This is a genomic window from Proteus sp. fly-1067 (genome assembly GCF_040139345.1).
Taxonomy (GTDB): Bacteria; Pseudomonadota; Gammaproteobacteria; order Enterobacterales; family Enterobacteriaceae; genus Proteus; species Proteus vulgaris_B.
In genome coordinates this window covers 83820-109786 of record NZ_JBEEUL010000004.1, presented here as the reverse complement: position 1 = coordinate 109786, position 25967 = coordinate 83820, and the positions used below count along the sequence as shown (strand labels likewise).

Here is a 25967-nt window from a genome sequence, read left to right as displayed (position 1 = left end):
AGGTAAGAAAAGCCTGCCCAGAATGGACAGGCTTAATGGCTTATTTCTTCTCAGTTAAATCGATTTTGTAAATTGCAAAACCAATTTCATCATTTTCCACGAAAGTCATTGGATATTGAGAGAAATCTTTAATAAATGCTGCTGCTTTTTCACTTGGTGAAGTTTCAAAACGGACATCTAACGCTTTGTCAGTCTTAATAGGTAAGAATGACCAGTTGTTAGCGGCTTTAGTCGTAACTTCACCTTTTTCTTTAGTTTGTTTAGCAATATAAGAAGCTAAAATTGCACGGTTTTCATCTGGAGATGCAAACGCAATATTCGCTTCACCTGTACCTGCGAACTTACCGCCGTACCCACGGTAGTTATTTGTTGCGATCAGGAATGTTGCTTTAGGATCGATTGGTTTGCCTTCATAAGTCACTTCTTTGATACGATTCGCATCTTTGTTAACCACTTGGCAATCAACGTCATATTTAGCTGGTTGAGTTAAGTCAACTTTATAGTTCACACCACTAATGGTATCGAAGTTATAAGTACGGAAACCATCCCAGTTGATCAGTTCTTGTGGTTTAGTTGAGTTAGGATCAACTTGATTCCACATACCCGCTGAACATTCTAACCACTCAACAACATCCGCACCGGTCGCTTTAACAACCACTAATGTGTTTGGATACAGATATAAGTCTGCAGCGTTACGGAATGTTAAGTCACCTTTTTCAACTTCTACGAAGTCTGCTGGTGCATTTTTACGGCCACCCGCTTTAAACGGCGCAGCTGCACCTAATACTGGTAAACCGTCTAAGTTCGGATCACCTTGAATAAAGTGTTTGGTGTAATCAACTTGTGCATCATTAACGATTTGTACTGTTGGATCGCTTTGTACTAATGCTAAGAAGCTGTACATATTGGCAGAAGCTTTACCAATGTGTTTACCCACAAAATCACGGGTACCTTGGTGTGCTTTTTCGATGATTTGAGCTAATTCAGCATCACGTTCAACTAATGCTTTTTTGTTTGCTTTATCAAAGATTGGACGCGCTTCACCTGTTGCTTCTGTCATCACCCATTTACCGCTGTCGTTATTGATAACCATATCAACGACACCTAAGTGATCACCCCATTGACCAGGCATAACAGCAGGAACGCCGTTTACTGTACCTTTAGCAACATCAACGCCTTTAATGCCTTCAAACTCTTTGCTTGGGAATACGCCATGAGCGTGACCAAACATGATTGCATTGATGCCTTCAACTTCGCTTAAATAATAAACAGAGTTTTCAGCCATTGCTTTGTACGGCTCTGACGCGAAACCAGAGTGAGGAATAGCCACAATCAGGTCAGCACCCTCTTTTTTCATTTGAGGGACGAATTTTTTCGCTGTTTCTGTAATATCATTTACAACGACCTTACCATCCAGATTGGCTTTATCCCAGATTAAGATCTGTGGTGGAACGAAGCCGATATAACCAATCTTGATAGTGTGTTCTTTACCATCACGATCTTTTACTGGTGTATCAACAATGATATAAGGTGTGAAATAGTTTTTGCCTGTTTTCGCATCCATCACGTTGGCGTTGATGTAAGGGAATTTAGCACCAGCAATGGCTTTTTTCAGGTAATCTAAACCATAGTTAAACTCATGGTTACCAAAGTTACCTACTGTGTAGCCCATGGTGTTCATCAGCTGGTGAGCTGGATGAGATTCGCCTTTTTCTAAGCCTTTAGCTGCTTGATAGTCAGCCAGTGGGCTACCTTGGATCAAGTCGCCGTTATCAACTAAAATCGCATTGGTTGCTTCAGCTTTTGCTGCTTTAATTAAATTAGCAGTACGGACATAACCAAATTGTTCTGTTGGTTTATCTTTGAAGTAGTCAAAGTCGATTAAGTTACTGTGAACATCAGACGTCTCCATAATACGAAGATCGACTGTCGCAGCATTCACGTTGAATGCAACAAACATTGCTAATGTTGAAATTTTCAACACATTCTTAACCATTACACACCCCTTATATATTGGTTAACAGGAGAGCAAAATGGCTCTCCTTTCGTTACTTCTGTTAAACAGTCTCTTTGAAAGGACTAGAAGTACAGACGCATACCTGTTTCGAAGATATATTGTTTTTTATCTTCATACGCTTCACTATCACTACGCGCATCATCGTATGCCATTTCAGCGAATAAACGTAAGTTGTTGTATTTAGATACCGCAAAACGTTTATCTACACCCACAGTATAAGTCTCTTTCTTATAGTTGTATGTGTTAGCATCGCCATCACGTAGGTAGTAACCCGCATACATACCACTTTCGATACGATCCCAGTGCCATTTCACACCAACACCATACAGGTCTGCTTTCCAGTCGCCTTTAACTGAATATGAGCTAGTTGGAGCTGCACCTTGAGCAACTACATTGCTAGAGTTTTTAGCACGGGATTGACCATAGTCTAAACCGATAGAAAACTCACGACCTGGGAAGAAGTATTCAGCACCAAAAGCTAAAATACTGTTCTCTGGTTGCTTACCTTTGTTAGGGCCATCATAGAAGTTTTGTTCACCCGTTGCTGATGAGTACCCACCATCAAACTCTAAACCGAAGGTTGATTTATAGAAACCAACAATAGAGTAAGCATTACGAATATCGCCTTGTTTACGATCACCTGGTTTTCCGTCTTTCTCATCTTTACCATCTTTACCTGTTACAGTTGCGGCTAATTTAAAGCCTTCATAACGGTTAGTTTCAATAAAGATAGTCTGTGGTAAACGGGTCATAAAGTTGTTTTTACCAACACCATTACTTTGACTACCAACAGAACGACTTAATACATCGCTGAAGTAGAATACACCCGTATTACCATAGCCATAGCTTGATTTTTTCACCCAGTCGATCGGAATATAGGTACGACCAAACTGAATTTGACCATAATCACGGTGAGAGAAACCTACATAACCCACACGGTTGAACATATCAAAGTTGGTATATTTGTTATCACTATTAGTTTTTTGGGTATCTGAACCCCACTCTAATTTACCAAATACTTTGATGTCGTTAGTCAGTTCATGTGAACCGAAGAAACCGATACGGCTACCATCATCACGCATACGCATTTCGTGATCTTTGCTAGTCACTTGTGTTTTTAAACGAAACTGACCGTTTACATCAAAACGTGTACCTTTATCGTTATACACGTTTACTGCGTTTGCCGATCCAGAAAGAACCAACAAACCAACCAGTGCTGCTAGAGGCTTCAAGCTTTTCATGATTAAAATACCCATCTATTTTCTATAGTTTTATGATTTTCTTTAAGTTCAAAAATAATACCGCCGTATATAATTGACCTGATATTCAGACAAAAGATCTCTGCCACGAATTTCGAAAAAGAAAATCGCTCTCACAATTGATAATTTTTATAGCTACTAATTATGACTCTACAAAATTTTCTTAAAGGTTTTAATTTCCTTGACACAGACGTAATCACCAATAAGACACAAAAATAATATCCTCATTATATTTAAATAAGGGCATTGCTTTTATTTCTGTTAGGAAAAGAAATAGGTCGTTGAGTTTTCGTTGGCATGTTACTCAAAAAAAAGCCCTTCTTTCGTGATGTAGCCCACAATTACACCAACATGCAATTTCATGGTTACATACCTAAGTGATAGGCATCACAATTAAAGGTAAAGATACGTGTTTTTTGAACTAAATCAACTTTTCAAAAATAACATTTTTTGATTTTTCTTTTAGATTTCATTTTGTTACAAGACTCTTTTTTTTGCTAATAAAAAATTTATCCCCCTATTTAATATATTTAAAAGGAAGTATTAATTTTAACCACTAAATAAATAACACTAAAGATTTGAATATTGTTATCCCTAATTAATAATTTTTTATCTTTATATTTATTTCTTATTTAAATAAAAGCAAAATCACATTTAAATACAATTTAACTGGTGGTAACGAGTAACACTCGCTCGAAAAAAGAATAATTAACTACAAATATTAAAAAGAGAAGCACAAGAATACCATTCAATCACAATATCTAATCAATACGTACAAGTCACAAAGAAACAGGATAAAACATTATAAAATCTAAACTATAACCTTGGTTAATATAAAAAGCCCAATCGTGCTATTTTGACGATATTTAAAAAACAAATATTCAAATTTGTGATGTATATCACTTTGCTATTTATGAAAAATCACTCTTTATATTTTCTTATTTTTGTGACAATTATCACACAGGAGCGTCAAGAAGATTTTTGTTTTGTAAATTAATGCAGGGATAAATCTGAAAATGATTTCATATTGTAAACAAAAAATGGCTAAAAAGTGAAATCATGTGATTATTATCACATAAGAGCTTGTGCTAAAAATCTCGTTATTTCAGTATTAATATTCTTAGTTAACCCAATCCAAATAAGAATAAAACTCATTATCATAGAGTAGATTTACTAATTATTCGTTTCAGCTTTTTTTCTTTTTTATTAAATAACATTATGGATATTTTCTTTTAAGGGATATTACCTTTTAGATACCCTAAACATTCAGTATCATAATGCGGTAAATAATGATTAAGGGGAATGTCAGATGCTGTGGTTTAAAAATATTTTGGTCTATCGATTAAATAAAGAGATAGCACTGTCAATGGATGAGTTAGAACAACAGCTTGCTTCATTGGCATTCACTCCTTGCAGTAGCCAAGATATGACCAGAACAGGTTGGGTTTCACCTATGGGCGATCGTGGTGAAGCGCTTATTCATGTTGCTGGTAAGCACGTGATGATATGTGCACGAAAAGAAGACAAAATCTTACCTGCTACAGTAATTAAAAACGCCTTACAGGACAAAGTTGAAAAACTTGAAGGTGAACAAGGGCGCAAACTGAAAAAAACAGAAAAAGCGACCCTAAAAGATGAAGTAGTTCATACCCTACTTCCTCGTGCTTTTAGCAAATTCTCACAAACCTTTATTTGGTTAGATTTAGAAAAACAATTAGTCATTGTTGATTCAGGTAGTGCAAAACGCGCTGAAGATAACTTAGCCTTGTTACGCAAGACCTTAGGCTCACTCCCTGTTGTTCCACTCAACTTTAATGAATCAGTTGAACTAAAAATGACTGAATGGGTACGTTCAGGTGAGCTTCCAGCTGGTTTTACCTTAATGGATGAAGCAGAGCTAAAAGCCGTACTAGAAGAAGGTGGTGTTATTCGTTGTAAGAAACAAGAATTAGTCTCTGATGAAATTGCGACACATATTGAAGCAGGCAAATTTGTCACCAAACTTTCTGTAGATTGGGAAGATCGCCTTCAATTTATGCTCTGTGATGATGGCTCTATCAAACGCATTAAATTCAGTGAAACTTTACGTGAACAAAATGATGATATCGATAAAGCCGATTTTGCCCAACGTTTTGATGCCGACTTCGTTTTAATGACGGGTGAATTAAGCGCTTTAATTGAACGAGTCACTGAAGTCTTAGGTGGCGAAGCCGAGTAATCATATCTTCTCAAGAAAACAGCCTATCATTCACGATGTTAGGCTGTTTTTTTATCTAATAAAAATAAAATTTATTTTTGAATTAAATAACGGATAGTCGGACCATCTTGTTGAATATCTAATACAGTATATCCGTAATTTTTAGCATCAAGCGGAATATTGTTGATTGATTGAGGGCAATCACTCACTACTTCTAATATTTCGCCTTTTTTCAGTGATGGCATGGCTTCAAGCGTTGCCACCGCAGGATAAGGACAAGGTTCACCGACCATATCTAGACGATAATCAGGAATAATAGTGTCTTTTGGGTTCATGCGATTTCCTTATTAATCTGCGTTGAAATAGATTGTTCTTGTTGGGCTTTTTTACGGAAAAAGTGTTTTTCCCACCAAAGTAATAATACAAATGACACACCAAGCATGAGATACGTCACACCTAATCCCCCCACAGGACCAAAGGTATCAAGCAAATTAATCTTGTCGTAATCCGTTGCAATCACTGAGGCAAAATCATCCCAGTAGTAAGCCAATAATGTAGAACCGATAACGTTACCCAATCCAACCCACCAAAAGTGAATTTGGCCTTCCACTGCACGATACATCCAGCCAGTTTCACACCCACCAGCAAGTACAATACCGAAACCGAAGAGTAAACCACCAATTACAGCATTCGGCCCTGCCCACATAATTTTAGGCGCTGCACCTAATTGGACATAGCTGAAGATCCCAATCGCACTTACTGCCATACCAATAATAATCGCTTTTGCCATATGGGTTCTGCCCGTTATCCATAAATCACGGAAAGCAGAGGTAAAACAGATTTGCGCTCGTTCAATTAAAATACCAAAACCAATACCGCCTAACATAGCAAAGCCCAGTTTTGGTGAATCAAAAAGAATAATTAAAGACCACGCAATCATGGCAAAAAAGATAACCATTCCCAATCTAAAGCGACGTTTTGCACGTTGTTTGTCTTGGGTAATCGGTGAGGCTTGACTGACCTTTTGCAGTTTTACGGGAATACGAAACAGTGGCATCAGTGAAAGCTTGGCACCAAAATAAGAACCAATTGCCGTTGCAACCGCGAAAAACCAAGCATGTAAAGAGAATTGAGGAATACCCGTAAAGAAAGCCGCAAGGTTACATCCCATTGCTAAACGAGCACCAAAACCAGCAATGATCCCACCAAGAACGGCTTGAAGAATACGAATTTTATGTTGAGGATGGCGAAGTTTGACGTTATTTGCCCAAAGCGCCGCCATAATACAACCACCAAACATCCCAATAATCATCACGCCATCAATACGCGTTAACGGCGTACCTTCAAGGCCAATGATTTTAAAATAACCCCATTCTTCAGGATGAGCGCCAAACCACTGCATAACGTGACCACCCCAGCGAGTAAATTCACCAGTGACAGCCCAGAAAGTGCCGGTTAAACCAAAGTAGTAAGTTGATAAGATACCTGCCGCAATAACCGCTGGAAGAGGCTTCCAAAAACGGATCAGGTATTGAGATTTAAATTCTGACCAAGACATGTTTTTTCCTAGAGCTTACCTCTACGAGAGACCCTCTCCACGCAGTAGGATTGGCCGAACATGTTACTCCAATAATTTTTTTATCAAAGAGTCAGTATTCAGATAAATGAAGGAAATTTGCGTTATAACAAAGTTTTTGTAACAGGCAGATAACTTATCCCACTTATAAATTCAGCCATAATTCTCATTTATAAGTGGGGGAAGAAGTGTTTAGCAAATACGAGGCAGAGGTTCGTTATAAGGTAAGTCTAGAATTCGACTTGTACCGAAAATCCCAGTTAAACGAATATAGTTATCAGTTGTAACTTCACCGATAGTACAAGCATCTTTACCTAAAGGGTGTTGATGTAAAGCGTCAATAACTTGTGCTTCAACGTCAGGCGATACTACTAAAACGATTTTACCTTCGTTAGCAAAATTAAGTGCTTCAAGGCCTAATAATTCACACACACCACGAACGGCTTGTTTCATTGGCAATTTGCTTTCATGTACATTCATGCCACAACCGCTGGCTTGGGCAAATTCGTGCAAAATAGCGGTCACACCGCCTCGTGTTGCATCACGTAATGCACGAATACCTTCAATTTGACGTAAAGATGCAATCATTGGCTCAAGAACAGCACAGTCGCTTTGTAGATCCGCTTCTAATCCTAAATTTTCACGAAGATTAAGGATTGTTGCACCATGATCACCAATCGTACCACTCACTAAGATCTTATCACCGGCTTTGATATTGCTTGCGGCCCAATTAATTTGGGTTGGAATAACGCCAATGCCCGCAGTATTGATAAAGATCTTATCTGCAGCACCACGAGGAACCACTTTGGTATCCCCTGTGACAATTTGTATTCCTGCTTGTGAAGCTGCTTTTGCCATCGCTAATACAAGCACTTCAAGGGTTTCAAATGGGAGCCCTTCTTCAAGAATAAAACCACATGACAGGTAACGAGGCACAGCACCACCGACGGAAAGATCGTTAGCAGTGCCACATACAGACAATTTACCAATGTTCCCACCGGGAAAAATGATCGGATCAATTACATAACTGTCTGTACTAAAAGCAAGACGATCGCCAAGAGCCGTTAACTCATTTAACGTGATCCGCGCTTGATCTTCTTTTTCATTTAATAACGGATTATCGAACGCTTTTAAAAACAGGCCTTCGATCAGTTGTTGCATACCTTGCCCACCATTACCTTGGGCTAAGGTGATTTCATCAGGTTGTTTCATATATTACCTTCACGGCGATACTGATAATAAGCCGCACATGCCCCTTCTGATGACACCATTAAAGCACCTAATGCGGTTTCTGGCGTACAGCTTTTGCCAAATAGCGGGCAATCGGAAGGTTTGCATCGTCCTGTTAATACATCACCACAGCGAGATTGTGGGTTATCTGCTACTTTTTGTGGTGCAGGTGTAAAACGTAACTCCGCATCAAACTCAGAATAAGCGGGTGTTAATTGAATACCTGACATCGGGATCTCGCCCAATCCTCGCCATTCACTGGTTTCTTTTAACATAAAGACATCTTTAAGCGCTTTTTGCGCCAGCTTATTACCTTCGTTTGGTACAATGCGACTATATTGGTTTTCAATACTTAAAACATAATCTGCATTTTCTGCTTTTGCTTTAAGCTGTTTAATGACCATCAGTATAGCTTGCAATAAGTCTAATGGTTCAAATCCTGTCACCACAAAAGGCTTTTCAAATTCATCACATAGCGGTTGATATGGTGTACATCCAATCACCATACTTACATGTCCCGGTGCAATAAAGCCATCAATGCGAACATCGTCTTGCTCTAACAAACAACGCAAAGTAGGTACGATAGTTATGTGCTGACAAAATAGAGAAAAGTTTTTAAGTCCACGCAATTTTGCTTGTTGTAGCGTCATTGCAGTACTTGGCATGGTTGTTTCAAAGCCTAAACCGAAGAAAACAACTTGTTTATCAGGGTTATCTTGTGCAATCTTTAGTGAATCAAGCGGTGAGTAAACAATACGAATATCGCTACCACGACGACGCGCATCCAGCATTGAACCATTACGACCCGGCACACGCATTGCATCACCAAATGTGCAAAAAATCACATCAGGACGTGCTGCAATTTCTAAACAGGCATCAATTCGCCCCATAGGTAATACACAAACAGGGCAACCTGGTCCATGAACAAACTCAATTTCTTCTGGTAATAAGCGGTCTAGACCAAATTTAAAAATGGCATGTGTATGCCCACCACACACTTCCATGATTTGTAATGGCCGTGTGATAGGGTGAGGCCATTGTGAAATAGTTTCACGAATTTGGGCTAACAAAGCTTTAGCAAGTTCGGGATCGCGAAATTCATCAACGTACTGCATCATCAGCCTCTTCAAGGGTTACACCATAAACATGCTGTAATGCATCAAGGGTATCTTGTGCTTCTTGCTCATCAAGAATACTCATGGCAAATCCCACATGAATTAGCACCCATTTACCTAATAATTCATGGGGTTCGCCTTCACATACCATTGAAATATTAACAGCACGTTTAACGCCACTCACTTCAGCATAAGCGAGTTGGTGGACGTCTTCGCCCACCTCAACAATCTTAGCCGGAACACCTAAGCACATAAACGACTCTCCAACCAAGCTAACCACGCTTCCATACCTTCACCGGTGGTTGCCGATAATGCAATGATTTCGATATTAGGATTAACACGGCGAGCAGATTCGATACAGGATTGAATATCAATATTAAGATGGGGCACTAAATCAATCTTGTTGATAATCATTAAATCAGCTGCAGCAAACATATGCGGATATTTCAGTGGTTTATCTTCGCCTTCAGTGACAGAAAGAATAGCGACTTTATGCTTTTCACCCAGATCAAAACTGGCTGGGCACACTAAGTTACCCACGTTTTCAATAAAGAGAACGCTGTTATCTTGTAAGCCTAATTGGTGTGTCGCATCATGCACCATTTGTGCATCAAGGTGACAACCTTTACCTGTATTCACTTGAATTGCAGGAACACCCGTTTCACGGATACGATCAGCATCATTGGTGGTTTGCTGATCTCCTTCAATCACGGCACAAGGGACTCGTTGTGCTAACTGTTTTAACGTTTGTGTTAACAGTGTAGTTTTACCGGAGCCGGGGCTTGAAACTAAATTCAATGCCAACACATTTTGTTGTTCAAAATGTTCACGGTTATGAACAGCAATGCGGTTATTTTTATCCAACACATCCATTTCAATTTTCAGCATACGCTTTTGGCTAATACCAGGAGCATATGTTCCTGCTTCACCTTGGCCATAATGCATATTCTGATTTTCAATCACTGGGCTAAATTGCTCTTCATGCTCATGATCGTGCTGATGGTTGTGAGAATGCTCATGACTATGATCGTGAGCATGTTCGTGAGAGTGACTATGTGAGTGATCGTGCTCATGATGATCATGCTGGTGATGATCGTCATGCCCATGATGATGCTCATGGAAAACTGGGGTTTCGTTTAGCTGTGTATCGTTATGAAAATGGAGATGAACATCACCGCTGTTATGATAATAGTGGTGATGAACAATGATAGGCTGACCATTGGTTTCGTAGTTATGCTTATGCTTTTGTTCAGACTTATCAATATATTTATGAACAGTATTCGCTGGAGTAGCCTTGTGTTCATGATGGTGATCATGCCCATGATGGTCGTGATCATGATGATGACCGTGGTCGTGATGATCATGGTCGTGAGAATGATGATGGTGATGCTCATGTGAATGAGGCTCTACGCCTTCAATTCTGACATTGCCTTCGCCACAACCGCAAGTGCTACACATATTCTGACTCCTGTACTATTCAATAAGAAGAATGTGACTCTGTGTCGCGTAAAATTTCTACACTATGATCTTAACTGACCACGGAAGAGAGAACGACGACTTAAATCAACTTCTGCTACGGATTGTGTCTGAACAGGAAGAGAAAGTGCCATTTTTACACTATTTTCAACCAACTCAACAGCATGTTCACCTGTTAGGTGCCTATCAAGTGGTGACATTAATGAACAAGCAAGATATTGCATACCCCCCGCAAGCTCGCCCACAACAAATTTAATCTGTCCACAAGGTAATTCTAACCCGATACGATCACCCACTTTTCGATGTGGCCACTCTTGTGAAGGTCCAGGAAAAACCACGAGTTCTAACATCCAAGGCGTCAGAACTGAGCCTATCCACTGATTTTCAAATAAGGTAAAGCCCCCTGCTTTAACAGGAATACCTTCACGATAAAAAGGCAATCCTTTCATCTCTTTTTCAGCAATTTCACTAAAACGAGCTTCAAGTAACTCTACTGGTGGTTTGTCATAACCGATGATATCCCAGCTTAATTCACTCATGCGATTACCTCTTTTGGTGTCACTGGAATGCCGTATTCACGCAAAATATTGACTACGTGCTCTAACGCAATTTCCATTGATTTTTCACCAATATCAGACAGTGACATACTTGGCTCTAATGATGCAGGTTCAATACCCACTAAAATAAGCTTACGAGGAAATTCATCCGTCATACGTAAAGCCATTAATACATCAGATAAACCTAATTGATGAGGAGAAATTTTCTGTGTAAAAAGTGCCGGAACATCATCATCATGTAAGATAAAAATACTGCCTGGTTCATGATTACTTCTTACCGCATCGGCAACAATCAGGAGGTCTCTTGCTGCAATATCTTGCAAAATTTCCATACCTGATGTGCCACCATCAATAACATCGACGTTCTCTGGTAAAGAGAAGCGCTCTTCGAGCGCTTCTACTATACGAACACCAATGCCTTCATCGCTTAGTAATAAATTACCAATACCTAAGACGAGAGTTCGCATTATAATACCTTCACCTTACTTAGCTCTTTACCTGTTAAATCAACCATATGCACAGCACATGCCATACATGGGTCAAAGGAGTGTATCGTTCTTACCACTTCTAACGGTTTTTTCGGATCAGCAACAGGTGTACCCACTAGAGAGAGTTCATAAGGACCCGGTTCATCATTAAAATTACGAGGACCCGCATTCCATGTTGATGGAACAACTGCCTGATAGTTAGTGATTTTACCGTCTTTAAACACGATCCAGTGAGATAACATACCACGAGAGGCTTCTTCGAAACCGACACCACGATACTCTTTACCTGGTTCAAACTCTGGTTTAATAAAGGCAGCTGTATCACCACGGCCGATATTATCAACCAATGATTGCCATAAAGAGGCCAGTGATTCTTGTAACACACATGCATGGACAGTACGTCCAATGATGCGTCCCCAAGTCGATTCTAGTTGCTCTGTCACCAGTGTTTCACCGGTTAATTGAGTATAGATCTTATTGATATCGTTGTAGTTTCTAACAGTTCCTTCGTGCTTACCTGCTAACCCACACACTAACCATGCTAACGTGCCAACTTCTACAGGTTTGCCATAGAATGTTGGTGATTTAACCCATGAGTACTTGTTGTTCTCATCCCAACCAGTGTATTTAGGACGAGTTAAGCCTTCCCATGGTTTTAATGGTTCATCATCTTCATACCATGCGTGTTTACCACTTTCTTCGATACCATCTTTCAGGTTTTGATCTTTCCAGTCTTTAATTGGGCGATAAGTAGAGAAATCAATCCCTTCCATATAACCACCAGACAATAAGAACTCTGTGTTATTACCATTAATTGGTAATTCAGGTACAGACAGATAGTAGTTAGCACCTTTACCGATTTTTAACCATTCAGGATAATAAGCCGCAAAAATAGCAGTATCTACTTTATAAACTTGGTTAACAAAATCACCTAGTTTATCGATAAAGCTTTTCACGTACATTAAACGTTCTAAGTTGAGAACACTTGGCGCATCAAGATTAATCGGGTTAGCCACACCGCCCACAGCCAAGTTTTGGATATGAGGTGTTTTACCGCCCAAAATAGCCACAATACGGTTTGCATCACGCTGACACTCAAGTGCTTGCAGGTAGTGAGCAACCGCAATTAGGTTAACTTCTGGTGGCAATTTCATGGCTGAGTGACCCCAGTAGCCATTAGCAAAAATACCTAACTGGCCACTGTCCACTAAACCTTGGATTTTTTTCTGTACTTTTCTGAATTCTTCGGCAGAGTTCAGATGCCATTCAGAAACCCCTTTTAACATCGCTGATGCTTTTTCAGGATCGGCTTGTAATGCTGATGTGATATCAACCCAGTCCATCGCAGAAAGCTGATAGAAGTGGACGATATGGTCATGGATGATATGTGAACCTAAAATCAAGTTACGGATATACTGCGCATTCACAGGAATATCCATACCTAAAGCATCTTCTACAGCGCGTACTGAGGCAATTGCGTGAACTGTCGTACAAACACCACAAATACGTTGCACGATAATCCATGCATCACGAGGATCGCTTCCTTTTAGGATCTCCTCCATTCCACGCCACATGGTACCGGAAGACCAAGCCTTAACAACTTTTCCGTTATCAATTTCACAATCGACGCGTAAATGCCCTTCAATACGGGTAATAGGATCAATAGTAATGCGTTGGCTCATGATTTAACCTCAGCCTTTTTTAATTGTATATTTGAGTCTGTTTGTGCAGGTAAAACCGGCAGTAAACGGATAATAAGAATGTAAGCTGTTACTTCAAATGCAACGAAACCAATAGAAATCAGCAATTCACTTGCTGTTGGGAAATAGTGGTAACCATTGCCTGGGTTGTAAGCAACTAAAGAGTAGTTCATACGCCACATTGCTGCGCCGATTAAAATAAAGACAGCACAGACAAACAGCATTTTTGGACTACGACGGTTATTATTTAAATGCATCAAAATAAGAGGAAGTAATAACAATGCACTTTCAGCAATAAATAACCACGAGAACATATCTCCATTTCCGATATAACTCAGTTTACCGTTCCAAATAATTTCACCCCAACGACAGACCAAGAACGCAATCAGTAGCACTTCGATTACTTTAGTTAACTTGGTAAATAGTGGTGTTTCATCATCATTCATGGTGCGGCTTGCTTTTAGCAAAGAACCTTCAAAAATAACGATAGTGAAACCAAGAAGAAAAGCAGTTAACAGGGAGAAAACAGGTAACATCTCATAAGATTGCCACAGTGGATGTACTTTCCAACCCGCTGAAATCATTAATGACCCCATTGAGGATTGGTGCATGGTTGGCAGTAAAGCACCAAGACCAATAATAAAGAACATCGCTTTGTTAAGACGTTTCAACGACACTTTCCAGCCTAAACGTTCTAATAACGCAGGTAAGAATTCTAATGCCATCACCATAATATAGATGGTCATACAGGTCGCTGTTTCAAACAACACTGAGTTAACGTTAAAGTATTGCGGCATAAAGAAGTGAGGCATGTTCCAATAACGACCAATATCAATAGCAATGGATAAACCACCTAATGAATAGCCGAACAAGCTCGCTAATAATGCAGGACGCACTAATGGGTGAAACTCGCCTTTATTAAAGACATAAACAGCCCATGCAAGTGCCCAACCGCCACATGCAAAGCCTGTTCCTATCAATAAGTCAAAAGCAATCCAAATACCCCAAGGGTATCCCCCATTCAGGTCAGAGACATCACCCAGACCTAATATCAAACGCTTACCAATAAGAATAAAACCGAGCACAGCAAGCGGTAAAAACACTCTTACAGCGAGAGTAAATAACTTACCGCCAAGTGGACGAGGATCATGACTCGACATCGTTATCCTCCTTGTGGTGTTCTTGCTCTTGTTTTTTACTATTACGGTTAACCAAATAGGTGATCCCTGCAAGGGCTGCTATTGGTAATACCATGCCTTTATAAAGCGTGTGTTGAATATGTTCAGAACGCGCACCTGTAGATAATGGTGCTACTTCTGGCATACCTAAATTGTCGAAAGGCACCGCTGAAAGTACCATGACTTGCGTACCGCCACCTTCAAACTCACCATAGATATGATCTTGATATTCAGGAATTTTATGCAGATAAGTATCGCCACCACTAATGGTTTGACGTGGGTAATGGTATTCCTCACCCGCTTTTTTCGCTAAACGACGTTTTGCTTCTTCAAGCAATTCTTCTCGTGTACCGAAAATAACCGCACCTGTTGGGCACACTTCAACACAACCTGGTAATAAGCCTTTGTCTAAACGCTCAACACCTTTTTGGTTACAAAGCTCACATTTATAGAGCTTACCAAATGGATCGTCATAGTCGTATTTTGGAATGTTATAGGGGCATCCCACCATACAGTAACGACAACCTGTACAGATATCTGCGTGATAATGGACAATACCGGTTTTTGGATCTTTGGTTAACGCAGAAACAGGACAAACAGAAACACAGTTTGCATCGACACAATGCATACATTGTTTCTTAATAAAGGCATAACCGTTTTCCAGTTGGTCTTTATTTTCACCAGTACCATCACGCCAAATTTGAATAATGTTATTTGTGTAAGGACTTAATTTGTCATTGTTTGACCAAATCGGATCACCATTGGCGTAAGTATCACCACGCTCCATTGGCTCCGGGTGATTGATTTCCTGACATTTTGTGACACATGCTTGACAGCCTACACATAATGTAGAGTCATAGAGCATACCGAGAGACCCAGGAATTGGGGGACGGTTCTGCGCCGCAGCATGACTCGCAGTGGGAGCCATTCCCGCAAGGAGAACCCCACCTGATGCCAGCTTAAAGAAATGACGCCTATTCACCGTTTATCCTCCTGTGAGGCTCCTGTGGCATTCTTGTCACGGCCTAATTGACGCACCGCCATCACACTGACACCGGCGACAGCACCTACGACAGCACCGAGCAAGCCCGCAGCACCATAAGACACGCCGCCACCTTCTTTCGCATTAACATCAGGCACTTGCGCTTTTGGTGTTGGCTGATAAACATTCGCTAATTGGAAAATACCTTTAGTAAAGCCAATCCCTTCTTCGTTACATCCGTAACAAGGGTGACCGATACCCACAGGCCAAATTCCACCACCGACATCACAGAATTCCAATGTTGGGCAGTTACCATAGGTTTCAGGGCCTTTACAGCCTAAATGGTATAAACACCAACCTTGGCGATGACCTTCATCACCAAATTCTTTAGCAAAACGACCCGCATCAAAATGAGGGCGACGTTCACAGTTTTCGTGAATTAAACGCTCATAAGCAAAAAGCGGTCTGTTTTTGCTATCTAACTTAGGTAATTTGTTGAAAGTAATAATATGTGCAACAGTTGCTAAGAAATTATGTGGATTTGGTGGACATCCTGGAATATTAATAACGGTTTTACCCGGTAAAATTGCTTCCAATGATTTAGCGCCTGTTGGGTTACCCCCAGTTGCTGGTACACCACCCCATGCAGAACATGAACCAATCGCAATAATCGCAGCGGCCCCTTCAGCGGCTTCTTTGATATGCTCAAGAATAGGTTTTCCTGCAACCATACAGTAAACACCGCCATCTTTGTCTGGAATTGAACCATCGACAACGAGAACGTACTTACCTTTATATTTCTCCATCGCATTGTGTTTATTTTCTTCAGCTTGATCACCAAAAGCTGAAGAAAGCACTTCATGATATTCAAGTGCGATAACATCAAGTACTAGGTTTTCCAGAGTCGGGTGAGTTGCACGTAATAAAGACTCCGTACACCCTGTACACTCCTGAGCACCAATCCAGATAACGGGTGGGCGTTCAGATGACGCCATTGCTTCTGACATTTCTGCGGCTGCTTTGCCGCTTAATCCCATGGTAGCTGACAACGCAGCACACAATTTCATAAAATCGCGTCGGTTAATACCATGATGGGAAAAAACATTATTCCCCAAGGCCATATATCTCTCCTGATATGATGATTTTTAATTGGAATAATTTTAAAACACCGCCTTTTTAACACTCCGACACAATAATGACTTGATCATTATCAAGCGATAATTCATTAAAAAATAAATTATTCTTTTATGTGAGTAAAAACGTTTCAGCAATATAAGGTTTAACGCCTATATTTTATATATTTCGTCATTTTAAAATTATTAAAATGCTATTTAATAATGATAATTTAAATAGAAATAATTCTCATTATCTCAATAAGCAGGGAGATTAAATTTTATTAGTCATTATAAATCAATGCGATACAAACAAGCTAAAAAATACTCAATTTATAAGACAATATATTTAAAATAATACAAAATTAATAATTAATATTTTTAATTTTCTAAAAAAAATTATTAAAGATAAGTTTTAATATATTTTTTAATTATAATTATGACTCTTGTTTTCATATTATCAACCTTTATATTACATCATAAATAATGTTAAAAATTGCATTTCATAAACAAGAAATCATTACATTAATATATTTAATTTCAGTCTATTTTAATTACTAATTTATCCAATCTTCATTTGTTATTATTTTTTAATCATTATGATCCTGTTTATTTTTTAATCATAAATTAACCTGTTTTTCTTATCATTTTTCATATAGTTATATGTATATTCGCTTTTGGAATAAGCTAATATCCTAACGTAAAATCGTTATAAAATTAAATACATATTGATGTGTGATAACATTCAAAAGATAAGATCATTAATTATTACTAATTAGTAATCTATCGCGATAATTACATTAAGTTATTTTATAACATATCGAGTTTATAATGAAATTAGCCTAAATAAATTTTCATGTTAAATCCTTGTTGTTATTGTGGATAAAAAAAGCACAAACTATCGATAAAAAATCCCCAAATAAAGCATATTTCTTTTTTTTGTGAGAATAGATAAAAGAAGTGGTCATAAATCTAAAAAATAGAAAAGCACTTTGTTAACTGGTTGTAGTTTTCAATCTAACAAAGACCTTATAAAGAATAAGAGATAAACCCAAAGCAAAGCATCTCCCTTTTAGACTAAAATTTAGGAACGACAGGAACGACAGGAACGACAGGAACGACAGGAACGACAGGAACGACAGGAACGACAGGAACGACAGGAACGACAAAAATAATGATAAAAATAGAATCAGTCAACAAAATAAAAAGCCATAACACCGAAATGTTATGGCCTTTAAATTTATTAAAATAATAAAATGCTATGTGTAGTTCTCTGCCTTTCACGTTTTATTTTACTCACCGCTTATCAAAAATAAGAAGTGGTTTGAATAAGTAAATAAAATCTACTTATCAGAAATTGGAATGACTGAAAACAACGGTCTACCTGGTGCAATAAAAAAATAAGCATCCAAATACGGATAACTTAGATAATAAACAAATTAGGCGTTCTTGTACGTAACAGAATGTTTCAATTTGTAACGTGGATGCATTATATCCAATAAGATTTTTTACGCAAGTATTTTTACACTTAAATCAAATTCACACAAAAACATTACTAATCATATGGTTATAAGGAGATTTAACTTAAAAAAGAAAATATCAACAAATCAAAAAGTGAAAAAAAATGAAGAGTTAATGAATATTAATGTAAGGTAAGTTGAAATAATAATATCTACTTAGCATTAATTGATTCAGCTCGTTATTACCAAGTAACTTAATTAACTATTTATTCTTAAAATTAATCTATCTATTATTAATATTATTCAACACTAAAGCTAAATTTTATTCTAACTCAATTTTATTAATTGTCTCATTAATAACTAAAAACAATAAAAAATATAAGTATAATTTTTTGTACAATAAAAAAGCACCTTATTCATCATTTTACAACGATAAATAAAGTGCTTTTAAAATAGCGTAATAATACTTAGTTGGATGGCGTATTTCTAAACTTTATCCACCTGTAGAGACTGTTTCCATCCCTACTAATCCAACTTTGAGATACCCTGCCTTTCTTAACGAATCCATGGCAGCCATTAACGTTTCATAATCAACGCTTTTATCTGCTTGAAAAAAGATAGTGGTCTCTTTATTTGCTTGTGTCATCGTATCTAACACATTAGCCATCGTTTCATGCGTGACCATCTCTTCACCAATGAAAATTTGCTTATCAGACTTAATAGTCAAATAGACAGGCTTTTCAGGACGTGGCTGTGGTTTTGCACTTGAAGCGGGTAAATTTACTTTTATATCAACGGTAGCTAAAGGCGCGGCTACCATAAAGATAATGAGCAGAACCAACATGACATCAATAAAAGGCGTCACATTGATATCATGTAATTCATTATCATCACCTGAATCATCACCAAGACGCATTGCCATAATTCATTACCTTGCTTTGCTGTTTTCGATATCTAAGTCACGGCTAACTAATGTCACCACACCTGTTGCAATATCACCAATTTCACCACGATAACCTGCGATCATACGAGCAAAAATATTATAAATAATAACTGCTGGGATGGCGGCAATCAGACCAATCGCGGTAGCTAATAAAGCTTCTGCAATTCCTGGAGCAACAACTGCTAAGTTAGTCGTTTGAGAGTGTGCAATACCAATAAAACTGTTCATAATTCCCCAAACCGTACCAAAAAGACCGATAAATGGAGAAATTGCACCGATAGTCGCTAAGTAGCCATTACCACGGCCTAATTCACGAACAATGGCAGCAACGCGACGTTCCATACGCATTTCAACGCGTTCTTTAATGCCTGATGCCACTTTACTTTCTTGAGAGTATGTACGCTCTAATTCAGCATCATTAAAGAAATCAGCAGTCGCGCTCTTATTACCAAATTTTTTGCTAATGGTTAAAGCATCATTGAGTGATTTAGCATCAACTAATTGCGCTGTTTCATTTCTTAATCGACGACGTAATGAGAGTAAGTAGCTTCCTTTGGCGAAAAATAACGCCCACGTCACAATAGAAGCTAACAGTAAGCCAATCATGACACTTTTAACGACTAAATCGGCATTACGATACATGCCCATTACGGATAAATCTTCTGCAAACCCACCACCAGCAACCATTTCTGGCTCTACTGCTGGTGATGAATTTTCTGTCGCTGACGGAGTATTTACCGTGTTTTCTGCATTTTCAACCGTTGCAGGTAAAGTATTTTCACCCTCAGGCTTAGCAGGTTCAGAACCCGGTACTTTAGCCTCATTGCTGGTATTCGCAGATGAGTCTGTTGTTGGTGTTGTAGTTGTAGCAGTTCCCTGTGTAGAAGCTGTTGAAGAAACGGCAGCAGTAGTTGGCTGTTCAGTTGGTGTGGCAGGAGTCGTATCCGCAAAAGCAGAGCCTGTCAGACCGATTGCCAATAGAATAGAAGCTGTCAAATTACGCATCAGTTGGCCTTTTACTCTCTTTTTATCTATTTATTTATTCAGCAATGACGTTTTCCGTCACTACTTACCCAAAATCGTTCGCTTACAATCATCCTGTTTGCCATCAGGAAAGAGAAAACGCTCAAATGATATCAAACATGAAGCATTTTGATAGTAATTATCATTACTATTTGGCTATTTTTTTTTCATTTGTCGATTTTTAAGACAAATTATCGTTATTTCACGTAACGTGAAATTTTATCAACTACATCGATCGTCTTTTGTACTTATCCAAAAAATGAATTAACGTGGAGTAAACACACCATCAATTAAAAGAAGGTATTAAGGATGACGCTAAAAAAACAAGAAACCTCACTCCTCCTTTCTGGTCGAGCTAAAAAATATTCTCACGGCGCAGTAAACCCTATTATACAACGCACTTCATCTGTTATTTTTGATTCAGTTGCACAAAAACGTGATGCAACCAAAAAACGCGCGGAGGGTACACTTTTTTATGGCCGTCGAGGTACAACCACCCATTTTGCCTTACAAGAAGCCTTAACTGAATTAGAAAACGGTGCAGGTTGTGCACTTTTTCCTTCAGGTGCGGCAGCTATTACGCAGTCTATACTCGCCTTTGTTGAACAAGGCTCTCATATTCTTGTGACAGGATCAGCTTATGATCCAACGCAAAACTTTTGTGATCAGATCTTACGTAAGTTTTCAGTCGCAACAACCTATTTTGATCCATTAATAGGTAGAAATATCAGTCAACTACTGCGACCTGAAACAAAAATTATTTTTCTTGAATCCCCCGGTTCAATCACGATGGAAATTCAAGATCTACAAGGAATAATCAGCTCAGTTCGCCAATATAATCCTGAAATCATTATTATGATTGATAACACTTGGGCGGCAGGATTGCTACTTAAACCACTGACTTTTGGTGTCGATATTTCAATCCAATCTGCCACAAAGTATATTAATGGCCACTCTGATGGCATGTTAGGTTTTGCTGTAGCGAATGAACGCTGTTGGAAACAGTTACGAGAAAATACCTATCTATTAGGACAATGTGTTGATCCTGATACTGCTTATATGGCAGCAAGAGGATTAAGAACATTACCAGTAAGAATGAAGCAACATGAGCAAAGCGCATTGGAAGTTGCTCGTTGGCTAAAACAGCATCCATTAGTTGATAACGTTTATCACCCTGCGCTAGCCTCTTGCCCAGGACATGAATATTTCCAACGTGATTTCACAGGCAGTAACGGATTATTCTCTTTTAGTTTGAAAAAAAACCTCTCGCCAGAAGAATTTGAGATTTTTTTAGATAACTTTTCATTATTTAAAATGGCTTTCTCATGGGGAGGATTTGAATCTTTAATTTTGGGTTATCAACCTAATGACATTAAAGCAATGCGCCAATATGAAACACAACCTACATTTACTGGCACATTATTCCGTGTTCATATTGGATTAGAGAATGTAGATGATTTAATTGAAGATCTTGAACACGCATTTTTACGTATTTCTTAATTAATCATTAAATTTTTATAAAAAAAATCTATCCCTGTGGTTCCACAGGGATTAAATCAAACTGTTATCTTTATTTTGCGTTAGAATAGCGAACATAAAGTTCTTTTTAATGCGAGTTCGCTAATGGGTACATTAAAAGAGATAATTCACGCATTAATGCAACACGATTATATGGTGTTGGCTAATCCTAATGTGTTATGGGTTATCTATATTGTTCTTTTTGTTATTATTATGCTGGAAAATGGGGTGTTACCCGCAGCATTTTTACCAGGAGATACACTGCTTATTCTTTGCGGTGCCTTAATTGCAAAAGATGTTTTACACTTCTTTCCGACAATCATTGTATTAGGTACTGCCGCCAGTATTGGGAGTTGGCTTGGTTTTTTACAAGGTCGCTGGTTAAGTGATACAAAAATAGTTAAACGTTGGATGGCTCAATTACCTGAGCAATATCACCATAAGGCAAATGATCTTTTCCATCGCCAAGGTTTGTATGCACTATTAATTGGTCGCTTTATCGGTTTTGTACGAACATTATTACCAACGTTAGCAGGCTTATCCGAATTACAACAACGTCGCTTTCAAATATTTAACTGGTTAAGTGGCTTTTTGTGGGTGGGTATTATTGTGTCACTAGGTTATGTATTGAATTTAATTCCCTTTATTCAAAAGCATGAAACATTAGTGATGAATATTTTGATGACACTGCCTGTATTGCTCTTAAGCGCAGGTTTAATTGGCTCTATCGTAATGTATATTCGCCATCGTAAAAATAGCCCCAGTAATAAGTAATTCAAAAAAACGCCATTATTTTAAACATTATAATGGCGTTTTTAATCATCTAATACTTCAAAAGTTCAGTTGTTCATTGTTTTATCTCCTAATCTATTAATATCTGACTAAAAATCCATTTATATTAATTACAATCATGGTCTTTTTACTCTATTTCTCTTTAAAGCTTAATCGCTTTTGAAGCAAGGAATGTAGGAATATAGCTATCAACAAGAAAACGCGCATGAGGGGCAAAATCTTCAATAAAATCTTGTAATAGAAAACCCGCCGCTAATTGTCCACCAATAAGATCCGTTAAAGAATGACCAAATACAAGCCCATCACCTTTGGCCACTTTTTCTTGCAGAATGTCTGAAGGCAATGAATCTTGATCACTATACGGTAAGCGGTAAGTGGGTCTCATTAATCCCTGAGAACGTAATTGCGGATCTCTATCATCAACAAATACAACGGGATTATAGAAACTCGCCATCAATACACCGCCATTCTTCAAAACACGGTAGCACTCTTGCCAAACAGGATTTACATCTGGTACATATAAATTGGAAATAGGATGAAAAATAATATCAAAACTTTCATCAGCAAATGCTGTTAGATCTGCCATATCTCCTTGTACTGCCACCAAATCTAACTGATGCTTTTGCGCCAATTGGCTATCTTTACTTAATTGCCCTTCTGATAAATCAAATACTGTCACAATACCACCAGCCGCGGCTAAAATAGGCGCTTGTTGCCCACCCGCAGACGCTAAACAGAGTATTTTTTTACCTTTAATATCAGCTAGCCACTCACTCTTAACTGGGTTAGGCGTTAAATGAACTTTCCAGTCGCCTTGCTTTGCAGCGATAATTTCTTCATCGCTTACAGGCTTAGACCACTGATTTTCCATTGCAGCTTGTTTATCCCAATGTTCTTGGTTTAATGTTAAATAATGACTTTCCATATAACTCCTTATAAATTACAACACGATAGGACGTTGTAGTCATTAAGGCAGATAATTCACCTCTTAATTCTACAACCTTACAGTTATAGTTATGTCATGCTATTTCGTCTAGATACAATAAATAAATTTTTCCTGATTTATTGTCATCCCACAGAACATCAATTTAAGGTGGAAACAACATGCAAAACTTTACTTATTACTCCCCTACTCGCCTTCATTTTGGTCAAGGTCAAATCGAAAAATTACGTTCTGAAATCGGAAAAAATGAAAGGATATTACTGACCTATGGTGGGGGTAGTATTAAACGTAATGGTGTATTAGACCAAATTTATACTGCACTTCCCGGCCATCAAATTCATGAATTCGGTGGTATTGAACCCAACCCTTCTTATGAAACATTGATGAAAGCCGTCTCTTATGCAAGATATCACGGTATCACGCATTTATTAGCCGTAGGGGGCGGGTCGGTTATTGATGGGACAAAATTTATTGCAGCTGCTGTTCCCTATCAAGGCGAGCCATGGGAAATTGTTACCAGTCGCGGTAAAGTCGTTGAAAAAGCCCTACCTTTAAGTTGCGTATTAACGCTTCCGGCAACTGGTACAGAAACAAACAGTTTTTCAGTTATCAGTAAAAAACAGACCATGGATAAACAAAGCTTTTCCAGTCCTTATGTCTACCCTCATTGTGCCATTTTAGATCCTACAACTACCTATTCTTTACCCCCAAGACAAACGGCTAATGGGGTTGTAGACGCTTTTATTCATATATTAGAGCAATATCTCACTTATCCTGTGAATGCTCGTGTACAAGATGAATATGCAGAGGGCCTTTTACGTATTTTAATTGATCAAGGACCAAAAGCGCTGACATCACCTACAGACTATGATATCCGTGCTAATATTATGTGGACAGCATCACAAGCCCTTAATGGCATCCTTGGTGTTGGTGTTCCTCAAGATTGGGCTACGCATGCATTAGGTCACGAACTCACAGCTTTACACGGGCTTGATCATGCACAAACTCTCGCCATCGTTTTACCTGCCCTATTAAATGAAAAACGACAGGCTAAATATGAAAAGTTAATCCAATATGCACAAAAAGTCTGGGGTATAAACCAAGGTTCTGACGCTTTTAAAATTGAAACTGCGATTAACGAAACTCGAAAATTCTTTGAATTAATGGGTCTTAGAACTCGACTGGCTGATTTCAAAATCAATGAAGAAGATATTCCCGCATTAGTGCGAAAATTGGAAGAGCATGGACAAACAGCGCTGGGCGAGCACCAAGATATCACGTTAGAAGTCAGCCAACGTATTTATACAGCGGCACTCTAAGGACTTTAATACGACTTTGGAGATATAAATGAATAAACCTAAACTAATCAAATTATCTGATGGCAACGCAATACCTCAATTAGGGCTTGGCGTTTGGCAAGCAGATAACCATCAAGTGGTTAAAGCTATTCACCACGCTCTTGATACAGGCTATCGTCTTTTTGATACCGCGGCAATTTATCACAATGAAGAAGGTGTAGGTAAAGCGCTAAAACAGACGACGGTTCCTCGTGATGAACTCTTTATCACAACCAAATTATGGAACAACGATCAAACCCATGCTCGTGGTGCTGTCTTAGAAAGTCTTCAGCGTTTACAACTTGATTATATTGACCTCTATTTAATACATTGGCCAGCACCATCACGTGAACTTTATGTTGAAACGTGGAAGCAAATGATCATCTTGCAAAAAGAAGGTTTGGTCAAAAGTATCGGTGTCTGTAATTTCAAAGAAGAGCACCTCGAACGTATCATTACTGAAACGGGCGTTACTCCTGTTATTAATCAAATTGAAATTCATCCATTAATGCAACAAGCACCATTAAGAGCATGGAATACGACTCACAATATTGTGACTGAATCCTGGAGCCCATTAGCCCAAGGCGGCGAGGGCGTATTTGATCAACCAATTATTCAAAAACTGGCTGAAAAATACCATAAAACACCCGCTCAAATTGTGTTACGTTGGCATTTAGATAGTGGACTAGTGGTTATTCCAAAATCTGTCACCCCTTCTCGTATTGAAGAAAACTTTCACATTTTTGATTTTAAATTAGAAAAAGAGGAAGTTGCGGAAATAACAACACTTGAGCAGAAAAAACGTTTAGGACCTGATCCTGATGTTTTTGTTGATATCTAATATTAATTCACACGTTAAAAGTCAATAGTGTTATTTCCTATTGACTTTTTTCTTATTCAATTCGCTCATCCTCTATTCTTCCTTTTTTTGACGATATATTTTTATTTTTCTGAATGCATTTTTTTATATCTTTAGAAATTAATTAATTCAAGTTCACTTTCTGATATAAAAAAGATATATAAATACGAGAATCTCATCATTATTTGTAACGGTGAGTTTAAAA

Annotated in this window: 22 protein-coding genes; 5 read left to right on the top strand and 17 right to left on the bottom strand. The window is 38.3% G+C overall.

What is annotated here, in order from left to right:
* Positions 1-40 precede the first annotated feature (40 nt).
* A complete protein-coding gene (locus ABN217_RS07995; RefSeq protein ID WP_349459295.1) occupies positions 41-1996 on the bottom strand; it encodes a bifunctional 2',3'-cyclic-nucleotide 2'-phosphodiesterase/3'-nucleotidase in 1956 nt (651 codons plus the stop codon).
* Between the two features lie 83 nt (positions 1997-2079).
* Positions 2080-3258 carry a porin gene (locus ABN217_RS07990; protein ID WP_231619330.1) on the bottom strand — a complete coding sequence of 393 codons (1179 nt, stop codon included), beginning with the start codon at positions 3256-3258 and terminating at the stop codon, positions 2080-2082.
* 1327 nt (positions 3259-4585) lie between these two features.
* On the opposite strand from ABN217_RS07990, the gene rdgC reads away from it, so the two are divergent.
* Positions 4586-5494 carry a recombination-associated protein RdgC gene (gene rdgC, locus ABN217_RS07985; RefSeq protein WP_072069432.1) on the top strand — a complete coding sequence of 303 codons (909 nt, stop codon included), beginning with the start codon at positions 4586-4588 and terminating at the stop codon, positions 5492-5494.
* Positions 5495-5565: 71 nt separating this feature from the next.
* Here the strand turns inward: rdgC and yedF are convergent, their stop codons facing one another.
* The 14 genes from yedF to exbB form a co-directional block, all read right to left on the bottom strand.
* On the bottom strand, positions 5566-5808 hold the full coding sequence (gene yedF / locus ABN217_RS07980; RefSeq protein ID WP_196553525.1) for a sulfurtransferase-like selenium metabolism protein YedF: 243 nt from the start codon (positions 5806-5808) through the stop codon (positions 5566-5568).
* Entirely contained in the window at positions 5805-7031 is a 1227-nt protein-coding gene (gene yedE, locus ABN217_RS07975) for a selenium metabolism membrane protein YedE/FdhT (protein WP_196553524.1), read from the bottom strand. Before yedE ends, yedF begins: the two co-directional genes overlap by 4 nt.
* A gap of 210 nt (positions 7032-7241) precedes the next feature.
* Complete coding sequence (gene hypE / locus ABN217_RS07970; protein WP_072069435.1) at positions 7242-8261, bottom strand: hydrogenase expression/formation protein HypE; 1020 nt, start codon at positions 8259-8261, stop codon at positions 7242-7244.
* Positions 8258-9394: a hydrogenase formation protein HypD gene (gene hypD / locus ABN217_RS07965; protein ID WP_072069436.1), complete on the bottom strand. Its 1137-nt coding sequence runs from the start codon at positions 9392-9394 to the stop codon at positions 8258-8260. Before hypD ends, hypE begins: the two co-directional genes overlap by 4 nt.
* Complete coding sequence (gene hybG / locus ABN217_RS07960) at positions 9381-9647, bottom strand: hydrogenase maturation factor HybG (RefSeq protein WP_196553523.1); 267 nt, start codon at positions 9645-9647, stop codon at positions 9381-9383. Before hybG ends, hypD begins: the two co-directional genes overlap by 14 nt.
* Positions 9638-10852, bottom strand: a complete 1215-nt coding sequence (gene hypB / locus ABN217_RS07955; RefSeq protein WP_349459294.1) for a hydrogenase nickel incorporation protein HypB — start codon at positions 10850-10852, stop codon at positions 9638-9640. The genes hybG and hypB overlap by 10 nt, the downstream gene beginning before the upstream one ends.
* 62 nt (positions 10853-10914) lie before the next feature.
* Complete coding sequence (gene hybE / locus ABN217_RS07950; RefSeq protein ID WP_196553521.1) at positions 10915-11409, bottom strand: hydrogenase-2 assembly chaperone; 495 nt, start codon at positions 11407-11409, stop codon at positions 10915-10917.
* Complete coding sequence (locus tag ABN217_RS07945) at positions 11406-11894, bottom strand: HyaD/HybD family hydrogenase maturation endopeptidase (protein WP_072069440.1); 489 nt, start codon at positions 11892-11894, stop codon at positions 11406-11408. Before ABN217_RS07945 ends, hybE begins: the two co-directional genes overlap by 4 nt.
* Positions 11894-13597 carry a hydrogenase 2 large subunit gene (gene hybC / locus ABN217_RS07940; protein ID WP_072069441.1) on the bottom strand — a complete coding sequence of 568 codons (1704 nt, stop codon included), beginning with the start codon at positions 13595-13597 and terminating at the stop codon, positions 11894-11896. The genes ABN217_RS07945 and hybC overlap by 1 nt, the downstream gene beginning before the upstream one ends.
* The gene (gene hybB, locus ABN217_RS07935; RefSeq protein ID WP_196553520.1) at positions 13594-14775 is read right to left on the bottom strand and encodes a Ni/Fe-hydrogenase cytochrome b subunit; all 1182 of its coding nucleotides are present in this window, start codon (positions 14773-14775) and stop codon (positions 13594-13596) included. Before hybB ends, hybC begins: the two co-directional genes overlap by 4 nt.
* On the bottom strand, positions 14762-15775 hold the full coding sequence (gene hybA / locus ABN217_RS07930) for a hydrogenase 2 operon protein HybA (protein WP_036911746.1): 1014 nt from the start codon (positions 15773-15775) through the stop codon (positions 14762-14764). The genes hybB and hybA overlap by 14 nt, the downstream gene beginning before the upstream one ends.
* A complete protein-coding gene (hybO, locus tag ABN217_RS07925; RefSeq protein ID WP_072069443.1) occupies positions 15772-16896 on the bottom strand; it encodes a hydrogenase 2 small subunit in 1125 nt (374 codons plus the stop codon). The genes hybA and hybO overlap by 4 nt, the downstream gene beginning before the upstream one ends.
* Before the next feature lie 1944 nt (positions 16897-18840).
* Positions 18841-19269 carry a TonB system transport protein ExbD gene (exbD, locus tag ABN217_RS07920; protein ID WP_072069444.1) on the bottom strand — a complete coding sequence of 143 codons (429 nt, stop codon included), beginning with the start codon at positions 19267-19269 and terminating at the stop codon, positions 18841-18843.
* 6 nt (positions 19270-19275) lie between these two features.
* A complete protein-coding gene (exbB, locus tag ABN217_RS07915) occupies positions 19276-20295 on the bottom strand; it encodes a tonB-system energizer ExbB (protein ID WP_196553519.1) in 1020 nt (339 codons plus the stop codon).
* Between the two features lie 327 nt (positions 20296-20622).
* Between exbB and metC the strand changes: the two genes are divergently transcribed.
* Positions 20623-21813 carry a cystathionine beta-lyase gene (gene metC, locus ABN217_RS07910; protein WP_349439247.1) on the top strand — a complete coding sequence of 397 codons (1191 nt, stop codon included), beginning with the start codon at positions 20623-20625 and terminating at the stop codon, positions 21811-21813.
* A gap of 123 nt (positions 21814-21936) precedes the next feature.
* Positions 21937-22605 carry a DedA family protein gene (locus tag ABN217_RS07905; protein ID WP_196553517.1) on the top strand — a complete coding sequence of 223 codons (669 nt, stop codon included), beginning with the start codon at positions 21937-21939 and terminating at the stop codon, positions 22603-22605.
* Positions 22606-22765: 160 nt separating this feature from the next.
* On the opposite strand, the gene ABN217_RS07900 is transcribed toward ABN217_RS07905, so the two are convergent.
* On the bottom strand, positions 22766-23548 hold the full coding sequence (locus ABN217_RS07900; protein WP_196553516.1) for a class I SAM-dependent methyltransferase: 783 nt from the start codon (positions 23546-23548) through the stop codon (positions 22766-22768).
* Positions 23549-23727: 179 nt separating this feature from the next.
* On the opposite strand from ABN217_RS07900, the gene ABN217_RS07895 reads away from it, so the two are divergent.
* Both ABN217_RS07895 and dkgA read left to right on the top strand, forming a co-directional pair.
* Complete coding sequence (locus tag ABN217_RS07895) at positions 23728-24885, top strand: iron-containing alcohol dehydrogenase (protein WP_196553515.1); 1158 nt, start codon at positions 23728-23730, stop codon at positions 24883-24885.
* A 28-nt stretch (positions 24886-24913) separates the two neighbouring features.
* Positions 24914-25744, top strand: coding sequence for a 2,5-didehydrogluconate reductase DkgA (gene dkgA, locus ABN217_RS07890; RefSeq protein WP_196553514.1), 831 nt, complete (start codon positions 24914-24916; stop codon positions 25742-25744).
* The last annotated feature ends 223 nt before the right edge of the window (positions 25745-25967 follow it).

What these genes read in the sequence shown, in the direction of transcription:
- ABN217_RS07995 (WP_349459295.1), bottom strand. Translation starts at nt 1,996, where the DNA reads ATGGTTAAGAATGTGTTGAAAATTTCAACATTAGCAATGTTTGTTGCA.
- ABN217_RS07990 (WP_231619330.1), bottom strand. Translation starts at nt 3,258, where the DNA reads ATGAAAAGCTTGAAGCCTCTAGCAGCACTGGTTGGTTTGTTGGTTCTT.
- rdgC (WP_072069432.1), top strand. Translation starts at nt 4,586, where the DNA reads ATGCTGTGGTTTAAAAATATTTTGGTCTATCGATTAAATAAAGAGATA.
- yedF (WP_196553525.1), bottom strand. Translation starts at nt 5,808, where the DNA reads ATGAACCCAAAAGACACTATTATTCCTGATTATCGTCTAGATATGGTC.
- yedE (WP_196553524.1), bottom strand. Translation starts at nt 7,031, where the DNA reads ATGTCTTGGTCAGAATTTAAATCTCAATACCTGATCCGTTTTTGGAAG.
- hypE (WP_072069435.1), bottom strand. Translation starts at nt 8,261, where the DNA reads ATGAAACAACCTGATGAAATCACCTTAGCCCAAGGTAATGGTGGGCAA.
- hypD (WP_072069436.1), bottom strand. Translation starts at nt 9,394, where the DNA reads ATGCAGTACGTTGATGAATTTCGCGATCCCGAACTTGCTAAAGCTTTG.
- hybG (WP_196553523.1), bottom strand. Translation starts at nt 9,647, where the DNA reads ATGTGCTTAGGTGTTCCGGCTAAGATTGTTGAGGTGGGCGAAGACGTC.
- hypB (WP_349459294.1), bottom strand. Translation starts at nt 10,852, where the DNA reads ATGTGTAGCACTTGCGGTTGTGGCGAAGGCAATGTCAGAATTGAAGGC.
- hybE (WP_196553521.1), bottom strand. Translation starts at nt 11,409, where the DNA reads ATGAGTGAATTAAGCTGGGATATCATCGGTTATGACAAACCACCAGTA.
- ABN217_RS07945 (WP_072069440.1), bottom strand. Translation starts at nt 11,894, where the DNA reads ATGCGAACTCTCGTCTTAGGTATTGGTAATTTATTACTAAGCGATGAA.
- hybC (WP_072069441.1), bottom strand. Translation starts at nt 13,597, where the DNA reads ATGAGCCAACGCATTACTATTGATCCTATTACCCGTATTGAAGGGCAT.
- hybB (WP_196553520.1), bottom strand. Translation starts at nt 14,775, where the DNA reads ATGTCGAGTCATGATCCTCGTCCACTTGGCGGTAAGTTATTTACTCTC.
- hybO (WP_072069443.1), bottom strand. Translation starts at nt 16,896, where the DNA reads ATGGCCTTGGGGAATAATGTTTTTTCCCATCATGGTATTAACCGACGC.
- exbD (WP_072069444.1), bottom strand. Translation starts at nt 19,269, where the DNA reads ATGGCAATGCGTCTTGGTGATGATTCAGGTGATGATAATGAATTACAT.
- exbB (WP_196553519.1), bottom strand. Translation starts at nt 20,295, where the DNA reads ATGCGTAATTTGACAGCTTCTATTCTATTGGCAATCGGTCTGACAGGC.
- metC (WP_349439247.1), top strand. Translation starts at nt 20,623, where the DNA reads ATGACGCTAAAAAAACAAGAAACCTCACTCCTCCTTTCTGGTCGAGCT.
- ABN217_RS07905 (WP_196553517.1), top strand. Translation starts at nt 21,937, where the DNA reads ATGGGTACATTAAAAGAGATAATTCACGCATTAATGCAACACGATTAT.
- ABN217_RS07900 (WP_196553516.1), bottom strand. Translation starts at nt 23,548, where the DNA reads ATGGAAAGTCATTATTTAACATTAAACCAAGAACATTGGGATAAACAA.
- ABN217_RS07895 (WP_196553515.1), top strand. Translation starts at nt 23,728, where the DNA reads ATGCAAAACTTTACTTATTACTCCCCTACTCGCCTTCATTTTGGTCAA.
- dkgA (WP_196553514.1), top strand. Translation starts at nt 24,914, where the DNA reads ATGAATAAACCTAAACTAATCAAATTATCTGATGGCAACGCAATACCT.